Source organism: Nocardia nepalensis (genome assembly GCF_048910785.1).
Classification (GTDB): domain Bacteria; phylum Actinomycetota; class Actinomycetes; order Mycobacteriales; family Mycobacteriaceae; genus Nocardia; species Nocardia nepalensis.
This window is the reverse complement of record NZ_JBKBET010000031.1, coordinates 781,767-795,650: the sequence shown is the minus strand read 5'-3', so window position 1 is coordinate 795,650 and position 13,884 is coordinate 781,767. Positions and strand designations below refer to the sequence as shown.

Here is a 13,884-nt window from a genome sequence, read left to right as displayed (position 1 = left end):
CGCCCTCGACTACGCCGTCGGAGCGGCTCAGATGAATTTCCAAGACCTCAGTTCATGGCGCGGAAAACTCACCGCTGGAACGAGCCCGGACATGAGCAAGAAGCTGACCGATGCGGCAACCTCGATGGGGCAGATAATCGTTCCTCTGCAGTGGGTTTCGACTTCAACGCCCATCGCCGCGAAGGTCACCAGCAGCGGAAGCGGTGTCTACCAGGTAGCCACCTTCGTCAATGTGACAACGAAGAACTCCCAGTCGCCCAACCCGCTACAGTCCACGGCGACTTACGACATCACCATCGACAGCAACAACAACTGGCTGATCACCAACATCGGCGGCATCGCCGGCGTGACCGCACCGAAATAGGGACTGTAAGAATTCCCCCGCAGCCCGATCGCTCGGCCGCGCGACCATCGCCCGCCTGCAAAACCAGTGTTCAGAGCACCTTTAGCAGTGGAATGATCTCGCTATCATCAATCCATGTCCGAACTCGGGAAGGCGCTCGAGAAGGCTAAACAACTGTCGCAGCGAGTCAGCTACGACGACCTCTATCGAATGGGCACGTCCTATCTCGGGCTGCCGCGCCAGGTGATGGTCGATGTCGTGAATCGGGTGCGCGGTGCCGTACGGGATCTGGTGATGGAGGATCAGGCGGTTGTGCAGGCTTTGTCGGAAATAACCGCCAGCGGCACATTCATGGTCGAAGTAGACCCGGAACTGCACGAGCGGCTCATAGGCGAGGCGCTGCGGCAGGGTATCTCGCTGAACGAACTGGCCGCGCAACGCCTCGCCGCCTCGCCCTCGACTCCACTGCGGTCTGCCGAGGAGATCGTCGGCGAGGCTCTGACGCGGGTGGACAGAACCATCGAATCCGCTTGGACGGCAGCGACCAACTGGTTCCGCCGGTAGTCACCTCGCGCCTGGCAGATTGCACCGCTGGTCAACAGATTCTGGGAGTGGTCGTGTGGCTTGGTGGGAGCCATGGATAAGGGCTGTTCATGAGTGCGTCTGAGATACTGCTTGGCATGACACGCGATGTGCCGGTGACGGGGGCTGCCGGGATGGAGGGGCAGCCTGAGACGGTGGCGGGGCGTGGTCCGGGGGTTCTCGATGATGTGGATCGGGCGTTGGTGGAGCGGCTTCGACATGACGGACGTGAAACCAATCGGTCACTGGCGCAGGCGTTGGGGATCAGCGAGGTGACCGTTGCGGCGCGGCTGCGGCGGATGGAGCAGAACGCCATCATGCGGGTGGTCGCGGTCACCGACATGCAGGTGTTCGGGCATCGAGAGTTCGCATTCGCGTTCTTTACGGTCGCGAAAAGGTCAGCGTTGGAGGTCGGCGCCGAGTTGGCGAAGCTGCCCGAAGTGATCGCGGTGACCATCTCGACGGGCCGCTACGACCTGATCGCGCCACTGTTAGGGCGCGATCAGAAGCATTTGGCGGAGCTGTTCGGCAGCACTCTCGCCGGCATTGCGGGTGTAGACGAGGTGAGAGGGCTGCTCGCGCTCGATGTGCTGAAGTTCGACTCCCGGTGGGCGCTGCTGGCCGCCGATTCCGGTACGACCCCCGAAGCTCAGCCGAGCGAGACCGTCGACGAATTGGATTTGTCGGTGATACGCCTGCTCCAAATCGACGCACGCCGCAGCAATCGCAGTATCGCCGCCGAACTCGGGGTCTCCGAGGGCACGATCAGAGCCCGGGTCAAGCGCTTGATCTCCGACCGGGTGATCAGGATTCAAGCGATCTCCGACGTCTATGCCTTCGGGATCGGCGCGCATGCGTATGTCGGGATCGTTGCCGACGGTGGCGCCGCTGATGATCTCGGACGCCGGTTGGCGGCACGGGACGACGTAGTCCAATTGAGCCGCACACTGGGCGAATTCGATTTCGTGGCGGTACTCATCGGGAACGATCGGGCTGGCCTGGCATCGGCGTTGATCAACGAGATAGCCGTACTTCCGGGTCTGCGTCGAACGGAGACCTTCGAAACATACACGTCCACGAAACACACCTACGAGTGGTCGTGGATCGTATAGCGGCCCTTACGGATCGAGCCGCTTGAAGTAGGGCGTGAACTTCACGACGTCGACCAGTTGCAGGGTGTCGATGGAACGCACGCCTGCCAGAGCGCGCAGGCGCTGCTTCACCAGATCCACCATTTCGTTCTGGTCGCGCACGGCGATCGTCGCCGAGATATCGGCGCTGCCGAGTGTCGTTGCCACGAACACGATTCCCGGCAATCGCTCGATCTCGCCGACCACGGCCCCCAGGTGCCGCCGTTCGACGCGCATGCTCAGCGTCGCGAGGGCGCCGACCATGCCGAGGGTGACCGGCTCGATGATCGCCTCCACGCGCAGAAGTCTTGCCGCGACCATCCGTTGCAGGCGGGTTCGTACGGTGCCCTCGGAGACTCCGAGCCTGCGGGCGATTCTGCGGTTCGAGTGGCGGCCGTCGACCAGCAATTCCTGGATGATCCGGGTATCGAGGATGTCCAACTCGATGACCGGGTTGGGCAGATGGAGTTCGGCGGCGTTGTGCGCCATGAAGAAGCTGCGCCCCTCCGGCGACATGGCGGTCCAGGTCGCGACGTCGAAGGCCATGGTGGCTATGCCGTCGATACCGGGCAGCAGATCGGTGGTCAAGTGGTGCAGTTCGGCCCGGTTCTCGGCCACGAAATAGCACAGGACATCCGAGTCTCCGAAGACCAGCGCCACCGCCAGGCAGGTGGGCAGGGCAGCCAGGTCGGCGGCGACCAGGCGCGCCGAGCGGTCCGCGACCACGACCTTCACGATGACGAACCAGTCGAAACCGGCCCGCTCCCAATCGAAGACCGGCGCGAAGGTCAGGGCGTGAGCATCCATGAGCCGGCGTACGCGGGCGCCGACGGTCGCGTAGCCGATGCCGATCGCGGCGGCCAGATCGCGGTTGGTCATCCGGGCGTTCGCGGTCAGCAGTTCGAGCAGCTTCAGATCGACCTCATCGAGCTGGGTGAGCTGCTTCGCCCGCGCCGAGCCCGTCCGCTCACGGGCGGCCGCGTGGACGTCGACCCGCGGCGGCCGCAGCAGTTTCGGCGTTCCGAACGCCTTAGGTTGTCTCATCTTCGAGCCCCCGACCCGTAGGACGTCAGTGAATTGTGTGCGCTATTGAATTGATGTGCGCTACTTCGCCGCGAGCGCGGTGTCGATCCCACCGACCTCGGTGATGGTCCAGTCGTGGGACTTGTCGATGGTTAGCCGATAGGTGGCGGTGGACTGCACGCCGTCGGGCGCCTGCGCGTTCTTGGTCAGCACGCTGACGAAGCAATCGACCGCGAACAGGCCGTTGGCCTCCGATCGCACCTTGGCGACGATGGGGGTCGAGGTCGAGGTCCATTGCAACGGCGTGATGATCTGCTCCATCGACGCCGCGGCCTGCTCGAGCTTGTTCGACATCTCCGGCGTGGTGCCTTTGGTCAGCCGGGTCTGCCAGGACTGGAGATCCTTGAAGTCCATATTCGCCGCTCCGACAGCGTAATCCAGCGCGACCTGCTCGGCGTGCGCGCGGTCGGCTGCCTCCGTGTGCAGCTCGTCGAGCCGGTTCTGCCGGGTATGCAGCTGCCAGCCCAGCACGGCCGAGGTGATAACCAGCAGCGCGATCAGCCCGCCGACCACCAGCGTCTTGACCTTGATCGCGCCATCGCCGATCGATACGGCCAGCTTTCGCGGCGCGGTGGACCCGAGCTCGACGCTCTTGTCGTCAGTGACGTCCTCGGCGTGAATTGTTGTGGTGGACATGACGTACCTCGGTTCTGGTTGATCGGTTTCAGTGGGGGACGGACACATGGATGGCGATTGCGCCGTCCACGCTGTTGGCGATCGCGTTGTCGAGCAGGGTTCCGATGTCGACGGTGCGAATGGCGGCCGCGGCCGCCTGGACCGCCGGAGTCACGGTGAGCGCCAGGACCTTCAAGTCGGGCGCCGCCTTGTCGAGGAAATTCTGGAGCTGGGCAATGAACGGTCCTGTGCCGGTGATGAGACCGCCGGGCAGTGGCGCGATGTCGAGCGCGTCGGCCGAGGCGTTCACCCAGCTACCCATGCCCACCCCGGTCTTGCGCATATCACCTGTCATATCGCTGAGGGCGGTCGGCAGCCAGGAACTATCGGCGAGCAGCGCTTGGAAATTCGTGAGGAAGGCGGTCAGGTCATCGGCGCGGCTGGTAGTCGTTTCGCTGATCAGTGACCATGCCCGGGACAGGTCGACCAGGACGACGCCGTCCTTGGGGAACGCCTGGTGGAGTTCGTCAGTGATCGTGCGCAACTGGTCGGGGTGCACCTGATCGAGCAGCCGGGTCAGCCGCGCCGAGAGTTCCTGTACCGTCGTCGGAACCGTGATCTGTTCGGGCGGGATGACCGCGTGGTCGGCGAGGTACGGGCCGTGCTCAGTGGCGGGCAGCACCGCCAGATAGGTCTCACCGAGCGCAGAGAGATTGTCGATGCGCAGACGGCTCCGGTCGGGAATCCGGTAGCTGTCTTGGTACTTCCATCGCACCTCGACCCCGGTCGCGCTCGGGTTCAGAGCCTCGATATCGCCGATCGCGATCCCACGCAACAGCACCTTCGAGCCCACGGTCAGCCCATCGCTGTCGGGCACTACGACCGACGCGTGGCGCATAGGTGTCCGGCTGCCGAGCCCGAGGCCCAGCACGTTCATGTAGAGCACCGAGCTGACCGCGATCGCCAGCATGCCCGTCATGGACAATCCTGTGCGGAGGTTCATCGCGCGACCCCCAGCATGCGCAGAATGTTCCCGATGCCGGGAGTGAGGTCGGTGCCGTCCGCCGCGCGGATCGACCCGACGTTCACCGAAGGATTCCTTAGGAAGGGAACAAGAATCCGGTTGATGAAGTCTGACAGTGCCGCAGCATCTCCGGGCACGTCCTCGGCCGTGGACCGGACCGACGCCGCCGCAGATGCGAGAGATTCGAGCATCGGCACGAGCCAGATCCCGCCTTCGAAGATGCTGCCGATCGAAGGCAGCACCGTGCCGACGTAGCGCAGGACGTTGTCGTTCAAGTGCCGCCAGTACGTCACGCCGGAGTCGGAGAACATCACCGAGAGGGCCTGGCTGTTCTCGTCGACCGACACGGCGGTGTTGTTCAGCTGAGCCAGGAATCGGTCCAGCTCGTCGGTTTGCCGGGACAAATCCTGTAGATCGGTGGATACCGTCGTGGCGAGCCGATCGACATCGGGCGCCGGCGGCATCACGGTGTTGATGCGGACGATGGCGTCCTGGATCTTCTGCACGCTGCCGCCGTTGATGAAATTGGACAGTACGGCCATGACGTCCTCGAGCTGCGGTGGCGAGACGGTCCTGGCCAACGGGACGACCGCGCCCGGATCGAGAACGGCGGTCGAGTGGTGTGACCCGTCGCGTTCGAGCGCGACGTAGGTGTCGCCCAGCAGGGTGTTCTGGCGGATGGCTGCCGTGATGTCGGCAGGGATCCGGGTCCCGCCCGAGATCTGGGCCGTGACCGCCACTGAACCGCCGGTCAGCCGCATCGACCGCACTTCGCCGATGCGAATGCCGTCCATCGTCACGTGTGCCCGATCGGGCAGGTTCATCGCGCTGGCGAATTCGAACACGACGGCGTAGCCGCCTCGAACACCGGTGCCGGGGATCGGAACCTGGTTGGGGTCGGGCCCGCACGCCGCAGTGGCGATCGCGGTGCAAGACACTAGAGCGGTGAGCAACAGCGTTGTCCGCGTGCGACCCGGCTTCACTTGTTCTCCTTCGCCAGCACGAGATCGAGCAGGTTACGGCCCGAGAGTTGCTGGCGGCCATCGATGTTCGCGCAGCTTCCGGGCAGGACGGTGTTCATGGCATCGCAGACCGCGGGCCCGCCGGCAAGATCGACCCGGAGGGTCGGAGCCCGGAACTGCACCGCGCCGCTGTCGTTGCGGGTGGTCTTGGCCATGAATTCCGCGACCGACGGGATGACAGCCAGGACGCCGCGGATATCGTCGGCCCGAGTCGCGGCGACATGAATGAGGTCGGCGAGGTTGTCTGCCAGCGGCCAGATGTCGCCGCCGTACTGGGTCTGGATCTCGTTGATGACCGCGATGAGTGGAGCGATGCCCTGGAGCAGACCCTGGACTCCGGGCCAGAGGTCCGTGGGCGCCGAGCCGAGCGTCGTCGGCAGCTGGCTGATCAGCTGCCGGATGAGATCCCACTGGGCGAGCGTCTGTCCGGTCAGAGGTGCGCTGCTGGCAATGATCGACCCAATGGCGGCCACCATGCGGTCCGGGTCCGCCATGGCCTGCTGTGCGTGGCGCAGTAGCGAATTGACGTCGCCGCCCTGCCCGGCCAGCGCCTTGGCCAACCCGTCGACGGCGCCCTCGACCGGACGCGTGCCATTGTCGGGTGTCAAGCGATCGATGAAATCCGCTGCGGAGCCGGTGATTTCGGACAGGCTCTTCGGCGTCGCCGCATTCGTGAGAGACACGCATTGCCCGGGTTCGAGCCGGGGGCCCGCGTGATAGTTGCCGACGAGCTCCAGCGTCCGATCCGCCAGGACGGACTTGGATCGGGTCACCGTCTTGACATCGGCCGGGTAGCTGCGGCCGGATTCGAGTGTGAACGACACCCGCACGTGGTCACCCGCCGCCTCGACCCGATCGACGCTGCCCACACGAAAACCCATCTGTGTGACCGGGTTACCGGGATAGAGGCCGACCGCATCGGGCATGAGGGCGCAGAATCCGGCTGTCCGGTCGGAACCGCTGCGCCCGACCAGGACATAGCCGCCGGCACCGACGGTCGCGATCGTGGCGGCCACCGCGACTCCGGTGAGCAACTTTCGTTTCTGGATCATCAGCACACCTGCCCTGGAACCGGGAGACAGATCTGGGACGCGAGGATCTGCCCGCCGCCGAGCCGTGCGATGCCGTCGGGACCCAGCCAGGCGGTGATCTGGTCGCGCAGGGCGGTGAGCTGGTCGATGGTGGGACCGGCCGATCCCTGAAAATTCGAGATCGCTTGCTTCAATTGATCCACCGCCGCTCGCAGGTCCTGCTTGTGATCGAGGAAGTACTGCTCTTCGGGAACGAGCCGGAGCACTGTGTCTCCCAGCAATTGATAGGTCTCGTTGAATCCGGCACGGTTGATGTTGTAGGTCGCGACGACAGTGTTCAGATCGCGGAGAAACTGGAAGATCAGGTCACGCGACTCGTTGAATTTGCCCGAGTATTCAGAGGCGAGATCGAGGGTGGTGCGGATCTGTTCGCGCTGCTTCGCCATGATCTGGGCGATGCTGTCCAGACCCGAGATGACCGAGGCAACGGAACCCGGATTGTGCTGTAGTCCGGCCGCCACCTGGGCCAGATCGCCGTGCACCGTGTCGCCTTCGACCTTGTCGGTGACCGCCGGCGCTTCCTGGAGCACGTCGGCGATGGAGTAGGGCATCGAGACATGATCGGACGAGATCACCTGGTTCCCCAGGGATGAAGTGCCGATCGGGATGATCGTGACGTAGTAGCCGCCGACCGGGGTGAGCATCCGTACCTCGACCCGGGAGTCCTTCCCGACGAAGACGTCGTCGCGCACCTGCATCGTGATCCGGACCAGGTCCTGACCGAGGACCACCTTGCCGACCTTGCCGATCGACATGCCCGCGACCCGGACGTCTTCGCCGCCCTGCAGCGCCGCGGCGTCGGCGGTCTCGAATGACACCGCTCTCCGTCCGAGCGGGTGCGCGTACAGCACGATCGTCGCGATCACGATGGCCATCACCACCCCGAACACCGCCGTTCCCAGCGCGACATCGTTGCCCGCGATCCTGCGAATCACGTTCGCGGCGGCCCGATTTCCCATCCTGATTCTCAGCCTTTGCATACCGTCACCTTGCTGCCGCTCAGTAGTACGTCGACCATTCCCGGAAGCTCGGCACGGCCTTGCGAACAGTTCGTCGTCGTTCCGGTTCCCGTGGTCGTCAGCCCCGGGATCTGGAGGCCCTCGAAAGCGACCGGCAGCATTCTCAGCGCTTGGGCGGCGTCCGCGAGGGATGCGAAGGCTGTGCTCATGAGCTTGTTGAAGTCCAGATCACGCTCTAATCCGAGCTGCGTCACCAGCCGGGACACCGGCCGCATGAATTGCGGGCCGAACAGCGCCGTCTTGCGGAATTCGTCGAGCACGGTCATCGCCGCACCGAGCGTGGTGTCGAGGCTGCGGATGAATTCGATGACATTCGAGGACTTCCCGCCGAGCGAGCTGTCGATGCGCGCGAAATTGTCGACGAGCGTCGAGATCAGCTGCTCGCGATCGCGGGCCTGGTTCGCGAGTCTCTGCAGACTGTCCAGCATCGGCGCCAGCCCGCTGCCGTCGCCCTGCAACACCGTGAGCGCGTTGGAGGCGAAGGTGTTGAGCTCGTCGGGCCGCAGCGTCCGCAGCACGGGTTGCAGACCGTTGAACAGGCGCGTGATGTCGAACGACGGCTGGGTGCGGTCGGCCGACAAGTGATCGACTGGAGCGCCCGCGTCATCGGGGGTGTCCATGTCGATGTAGCGAATGCCGGTCAGGTTCTGATATTTCACCGCCAGCCGCGTGTTCGCGGTGAGCCGCCGGGGTGCGACGAGCCCGAGGTTCACCCGTGCCACCGTCTGGCCGTGCTGAACCAGCAGATCGATGCCGCGGACCTTGCCGACCTGGAGGCCGCGAATTCTGACATCCGAGTTCACGTGCAGGCCCGAGACATCGGTGAAGTCCGCGGTGAAAGACGTCGTGGGGCCCGAGGCGGGACGCTGGATCGCGTTGACCACCAACGACAGCAGCAGCCCGGCGACGATCACGGCCGCGCCGAGTTTTACGGCGAGCGCGATGATGGTCCGGCGGTCGCTCATCGGTTTCCTCCGGCAGCCGAGGGGGCCATGCCCAGCGGCGCAGCGATTCCCGGGAGGCTGTCCAGCACGAGCCGGAGGTTGAGGGTCCGCGCGCCGTCGCCCCCGGAGAACGCCTGATCGCATTGCGCGACGAGTTGTTTGAAGCGTGGTGTCAGCGCGCCGTTGGCCAGGACCGCGGGGATGGCATCGGTCAGCGCCTGGACGGCGTCGGTCACGGCCGGAAGTTCGGCCGCATGCGAGGCCAGCAGGTGTCCGGCGGCGCCGAACAGGTTGCCGCTGACCAGATTCAGCGCCACATCGGCGTCGGCGAAACGCTTGTCGTTGACGCCGAGTGCTCCGTCCGCCCGCCGGTTGTAGAGGGTGTCGAAGACCCCGTACAGTCCGGGTACCGCTTCGCGGTTGAAGCTGGGCAGGACCTGGAGAATGTCGTCGACGTAGCCGAGGGAGGTGCTCGGCAGCGCCTGTTGGGTTCTGGCGACCCGGTCGGCGACGACGATGCCGGTCTGGATCATCGGATTGAGGCCGTTGGTGTACTTGATGACCTGATCGAGCGTCGCGACCATGTCGTCGGTGAGCGTTCCGCTGACCACGAACGAGCCCTTCTCGAGCATGGTGGACATCGAAAAGTCGCCGAGCGGCTGCTTCGGCAGGATCCGCCCCGCGGTCAGCGGACGGCCCGCGGCCGCGTCGCCGGTGATATTGATGGCCGTGACGCCGAAGTAGTTCTCGGGCCGGAAATCGATATCGAACGAGTCGGTGAGCCCGTGCACGCGGTCCGGGTGCAGCGCCACCCGCACGCGCACCGCGCCCGTCTCCACCCGGTCGAGTCCGGTGACCTCACCGACCGGTACGCCGTGCAGGATCACGTGGGTGCCTGAGGCGATCCCGGGCGCGACGTATGGCGTGTCGATGTCCAGCAGCAGTTTTCCGTTGTTCTGGGTATGCCGATGAATGCCGATGCCCAGCGCGAGGGCCGCGGTGAGCATCACGATGCTCGCCACCGCCGCCAGCGTCACCGCTCGTTGCTGGGTCCGGTCGGAACCACGGAGAAAGTCTTGTTCCACAGTTACCCCTTGAATTCCATGACCGGGCTCAGACCCCAGATGCTCACGGAAAGAACGAAATTCATGGCGACGACCACGATGAGGCTCATCCTGATCGCGCGGCCCGACGCGGATCCCACCCCGGCCGGCCCGCCGTGCGCGAAGTATCCGAAGTAGCAGTGGACGAAGGTCACCACCGCGCAGAAGGTCACCGCTTTCAGCAGTGAGAAGCCCACTTCGGCTGGGCTGAGGAACTGGCTGAAGTAGTGGTCGTAGGTTCCCGGCGGCACGCCTTGGAACAGCTTGATCACCGTGCCGCCGGTAATGAAGCTGACCACGAGCGCCAGCAGATACGCGGGGATGACGCAGAGCATGCCGCCGATCAGCCGGGTGCCGACCACGAAGGGAATGGCTTGCAGGCCCAGCGCTTCGGTGGCGTCGATCTCCTCGGCGATGCGCATCGCGCCGATTTCGGCGGTCATGCGGCACCCGGCCTGGGCTGCGAATCCGATCCCGGTGAGAATGGGCGCGATCTCGCGAATGTTCGCGAACGACCCGATGATTCCGCTCAACGCGCCGAATCCGAGCAAGTTCAGCGCGTTGTAGGCCTGCACCGCGATCGCGACGCCGACCGAGAAGCCGAGGATGAGCATGAGGCTGACCACGCCGCCGTCGACCACGAGCGATCCGCGGCCCCAGGCCATGCTGTTCATGGTCTTGAACGTCTGCTGCCGATAGAGCCTGACCGTCTTCGGCAGCAGATACACGGTTTTGGCGACGAAAATGGTCGCGCGGCCGATTTCGCCGAGCGAATTGTGCAGCGCGCGCCGCAGTGGATCCGTCAGGATCCGCGTGCGGGGGAGGGGAGTGTATTTCGAAGGCGCATTCATGGCTATGAGACCTGAGTCGGGAAGAACATCGACTGAAGCTGCGTGATCACCAGATTCGAGACGAAGATGGCGACGACGCTGAGCACCACCGACGCGTTCACCGCGTCGGCGACGCCGCGGGGCCCGCCCTTGGCCTCGAGTCCGCGCAGGCTCGCGACCAGGACGACGATCGCGGCGAAGACGAGGGCCTTGATGATCGCGAAGACGACGTCGGTCACCGTGGCGAACGCGCCGAGGGACTGCCAGAAGCTGCCGGGGACCAGGTGACTCACGGTGACCGCGATGAACAGGCCCGCGAACACGCCCGCCGAGACGATGACGATGCACAGGATCGGCGCGATGCAGATCATCGCCAGGAAGCGCGGCATGACCAGGCGCTCGACCGGATCGATCCCCATTACGCGCATGGCGTCGATTTCGTCTCTGATGGTTCGAGATCCGATATCCGAGGCGACCGCCGAGGCGGCCGCACCGCTCATCAAAAGCCCGGTGGCCATGGGCGCGCCTTGGCTGATGACACCCAAACCGCTTGCGGCACCGGCCAAGGAGTTGGCTCCGACCTGCTGCATCAAGCCGCCGACCTGGACCGAGACCTCGGCGCCGATGGGGATGGCCATCAAGAGAGCGGGCAGGGAGGTGACCTTGAGCAGCGTCCACATCTGGGTCAGTAGCTCGAGGAGCGGGAGTCGAAGGCGCATCGTGTCGACCACGCTGTAGCGCACGACCGCGGCGCTGAGCTGGGCGGTCCGGCCCGCGGTGGCGAGCGAGAGCCTGGCCTTGTTCTGGAAATAGCTGCCGACTACGGATCCGCGCCTGGTTACGGACCGGGCGTGGTCTGGCGGTTTCGACTGGTTACTCATGTTGAGGCACCTTGCTGCTGAGTAGCTCGGGCGAGTGACCCGTGGATCGTTGGCATCGGGGCGAGCTGAGACCGGTGTCGCCGGATGCATCCAACGTGTTGCCGATCACTTTCGAGTGGGTTCACCATGCCACATCTATGTCCCGATTGGCAACAATGTACGTAGCTGCTGCGCATCTTCGCTACGCATAATGCGACTGAAATGTGGTTCAGTGTTCTGTCTGCGTTTCAGATATCCGGATGCTATGTAGGTGTGGCCCTGAAGTCGTGTGCAACGGGTTACCCTGGGCAATAATGCGCAACAGAAACGTTCATTAGCTACGCACTCTTGACAATGGAATGAACAGAACGGCTACTATGCGCATGTCGGATCCGCTTTCGGTATGGCAGGGCGGTCGTGGACGTGAGGAAGGGATTTGATCCGTGGGGACACTGGGAACCGTCGTTGCCGAGAGGTCGCGCCCCGCGCGTATCGGCGTCGTCCGGGAAAGTGATCCGGACGAGCGTCGCGTAGCGCTGGTGCCGCAAGTCATTCCCGCCCTGTTGAAGCGGGGCGTCGAGGTCGTCGTGGAGTCGGGAGCGGGCCTGCGGGCGCAGATATCCGATACCAGCTATCTCGAAGCCGGTGCGACAATCGGTGACCCGTGGTCGGCGGAGGTGGTCGTCAAGGTGGCCCCGCCGAATGTGGCCGAGGTCCGCGCCCTGTCCGCCGGGCAGACGCTGATCGGATTCCTCGCGCCTCGCAGTGCGGACAACAAGATCGGGGAATTGCGGTCGGCCGGTGTGAGAGCCTTTGCCATGGAGGCGATTCCGCGCATCTCCCGCGCCCAGGTCATGGACGCGCTGTCGTCGCAGGCGAATGTCGCCGGCTACAAGGCCGTGTTGCTCGCCGCCTCCGAATCGACTCGATTCTTCCCCATGCTGACCACCGCTGCGGGCACCGTGAAGCCCGCCACCGTGCTGGTGCTGGGCGTGGGTGTCGCCGGTCTGCAGGCGCTGGCCACCGCCAAGCGCCTCGGCGGGCGGACCACCGGTTACGACGTGCGGCCCGAGGTCGCCGACCAGGTGCGCTCGGTCGGTGCGCAGTGGCTGGACCTGGGTATCGACGCTGCCGGTGAGGAACGTCATCGGTGGTTTCGTCGTGACCGACCGCATGCTGGGCATGTTCAAGGCGAAAAGGCATGTCGCGCAGGATCAGAACGCCGTCAATCCAGGTGAGTAATCATGGACAATCTGGTCAATATCCTCTACATCGTCGCGTTCGCGCTGTTCATCTACGGTCTGATGGGCCTCACCGGTCCCAAGACCGCGGTGCGCGGCAACTGGATCGCCGCGGTCGGCATGGTCATCGCAGTCATCGCGACATTGATCTCCATCCGCGGTAGCAGTAATTGGGTCGTGATCGCCATCGGTTTGGTGGTCGGTGTGGCATTGGGTGTTCCACCTGCCAAGTTCACCAAGATGACCGAGATGCCGCAGCTGGTCGCGGTGTTCAACGGCGTCGGCGGTGGCACGGTCGCGCTTATCGCGTGGGCGGAATTCCTGGATACCAACGGGTTTTCGCATTTCCCTCCCGAGGAGTCGCTGACCACGCACATCGTGATCGCCTCCTTGTTCGCCGCCCTGATCGGGTCGGTATCGTTCTGGGGTTCGCTGGTCGCGTTCGGCAAGCTCCAAGGGGTGCTGCCAGGTCGTCCGATCGGGCTCGGACGCCTGCAGCAGCCAGTGAATCTGGTGGTTCTAGCCGGTGCTCTGACCGCGGCCGCGGTCATCGGTATCGGTGCGACCAACGGCGGCGCTTCGCAATGGTGGATGATCGGCCTGCTGCTACTTGCCGCGATCCTGGGCCTGATGGTCGTGCTGCCGATCGGCGGCGCGGACATGCCGGTCGTCATCTCGCTGCTCAACGCCCTCACCGGTCTGTCGGCCGCGGCCGCGGGTCTGGCGCTGAACAACACCGCCATGATCGTGGCGGGCATGATCGTCGGCGCGTCCGGCACCATCCTGACCAACCTGATGGCCAAGGCCATGAACCGGTCCATCCCCGCCATCGTCGCGGGCGGATTCGGTGGCGGCGGCACCGCGCCCGGCGCGGGCGGCATCGACAACCCGCTGTTCTACGCCGACCACACCTCCATGCTGTTCGGCGACGCCAAGAAGTCCGTCGGCGCGGTCACCGAGGAACTGAAGGCGCTATAGCTCGCTGACCACACCGGAC

Annotated in this window: 13 protein-coding genes and 2 pseudogenes; 5 read left to right on the top strand and 10 right to left on the bottom strand. The window is 64.7% G+C overall.

Annotation, left to right across the window (positions count from 1 at the left end):
- Positions 1 to 91: 91 nt before the first annotated feature.
- From ACHQ4I_RS28495 to ACHQ4I_RS28485, 3 genes are all read left to right on the top strand, one after another.
- Positions 92 to 364 (top strand): hypothetical protein, encoded by a 273-nt coding sequence (locus tag ACHQ4I_RS28495; RefSeq protein ID WP_420774922.1) that lies wholly within the window; start codon positions 92 to 94, stop codon positions 362 to 364.
- A gap of 114 nt (positions 365 to 478) precedes the next feature.
- Positions 479 to 907, top strand: coding sequence for a toxin-antitoxin system HicB family antitoxin (locus ACHQ4I_RS28490; RefSeq protein ID WP_420774921.1), 429 nt, complete (start codon positions 479 to 481; stop codon positions 905 to 907).
- Positions 908 to 1,023: 116 nt separating this feature from the next.
- Complete coding sequence (locus ACHQ4I_RS28485) at positions 1,024 to 2,037, top strand: Lrp/AsnC family transcriptional regulator (RefSeq protein ID WP_420774920.1); 1,014 nt, start codon at positions 1,024 to 1,026, stop codon at positions 2,035 to 2,037.
- A 6-nt stretch (positions 2,038 to 2,043) separates the two neighbouring features.
- Here the strand turns inward: ACHQ4I_RS28485 and ACHQ4I_RS28480 are convergent, their stop codons facing one another.
- From ACHQ4I_RS28480 to ACHQ4I_RS28435, 10 genes are read right to left on the bottom strand one after another with little or no spacing between them, the layout of a single operon-like run.
- Positions 2,044 to 3,099, bottom strand: a complete 1,056-nt coding sequence (locus ACHQ4I_RS28480; RefSeq protein ID WP_420774919.1) for an Lrp/AsnC family transcriptional regulator — start codon at positions 3,097 to 3,099, stop codon at positions 2,044 to 2,046.
- 60 nt (positions 3,100 to 3,159) lie between these two features.
- Positions 3,160 to 3,774: a hypothetical protein gene (locus ACHQ4I_RS28475; RefSeq protein ID WP_420774918.1), complete on the bottom strand. Its 615-nt coding sequence runs from the start codon at positions 3,772 to 3,774 to the stop codon at positions 3,160 to 3,162.
- 28 nt (positions 3,775 to 3,802) lie between these two features.
- Positions 3,803 to 4,732: an MlaD family protein gene (locus ACHQ4I_RS28470; RefSeq protein WP_420774917.1), complete on the bottom strand. Its 930-nt coding sequence runs from the start codon at positions 4,730 to 4,732 to the stop codon at positions 3,803 to 3,805.
- 20 nt (positions 4,733 to 4,752) lie between these two features.
- Positions 4,753 to 5,760: an MlaD family protein gene (locus ACHQ4I_RS28465; protein ID WP_420774916.1), complete on the bottom strand. Its 1,008-nt coding sequence runs from the start codon at positions 5,758 to 5,760 to the stop codon at positions 4,753 to 4,755.
- Positions 5,757 to 6,851, bottom strand: a complete 1,095-nt coding sequence (locus ACHQ4I_RS28460; protein ID WP_420774915.1) for an MlaD family protein — start codon at positions 6,849 to 6,851, stop codon at positions 5,757 to 5,759. Before ACHQ4I_RS28460 ends, ACHQ4I_RS28465 begins: the two co-directional genes overlap by 4 nt.
- Positions 6,851 to 7,870, bottom strand: coding sequence for an MlaD family protein (locus ACHQ4I_RS28455; RefSeq protein ID WP_420774914.1), 1,020 nt, complete (start codon positions 7,868 to 7,870; stop codon positions 6,851 to 6,853). The genes ACHQ4I_RS28460 and ACHQ4I_RS28455 overlap by 1 nt, the downstream gene beginning before the upstream one ends.
- Positions 7,858 to 8,874, bottom strand: a complete 1,017-nt coding sequence (locus ACHQ4I_RS28450; RefSeq protein WP_420774913.1) for an MlaD family protein — start codon at positions 8,872 to 8,874, stop codon at positions 7,858 to 7,860. Before ACHQ4I_RS28450 ends, ACHQ4I_RS28455 begins: the two co-directional genes overlap by 13 nt.
- Positions 8,871 to 9,938: an MlaD family protein gene (locus tag ACHQ4I_RS28445; RefSeq protein ID WP_420774912.1), complete on the bottom strand. Its 1,068-nt coding sequence runs from the start codon at positions 9,936 to 9,938 to the stop codon at positions 8,871 to 8,873. Before ACHQ4I_RS28445 ends, ACHQ4I_RS28450 begins: the two co-directional genes overlap by 4 nt.
- 2 nt (positions 9,939 to 9,940) lie before the next feature.
- Entirely contained in the window at positions 9,941 to 10,807 is an 867-nt protein-coding gene (locus ACHQ4I_RS28440) for an MlaE family ABC transporter permease (RefSeq protein ID WP_420774911.1), read from the bottom strand.
- Between the two features lie 2 nt (positions 10,808 to 10,809).
- Positions 10,810 to 11,667 (bottom strand): ABC transporter permease, encoded by an 858-nt coding sequence (locus ACHQ4I_RS28435; RefSeq protein ID WP_420774910.1) that lies wholly within the window; start codon positions 11,665 to 11,667, stop codon positions 10,810 to 10,812.
- A gap of 431 nt (positions 11,668 to 12,098) precedes the next feature.
- Between ACHQ4I_RS28435 and ACHQ4I_RS28430 the strand changes: the two are divergent.
- Positions 12,099 to 12,785 (top strand): annotated as a pseudogene (locus ACHQ4I_RS28430) (Rossmann-fold NAD(P)-binding domain-containing protein); the annotation flags it as partial.
- A gap of 105 nt (positions 12,786 to 12,890) precedes the next feature.
- Positions 12,891 to 13,763: pseudogene (locus ACHQ4I_RS28425) on the top strand (NAD(P)(+) transhydrogenase (Re/Si-specific) subunit beta); the annotation flags it as partial.
- Between the last annotated feature and the right edge of the window lie 121 nt (positions 13,764 to 13,884).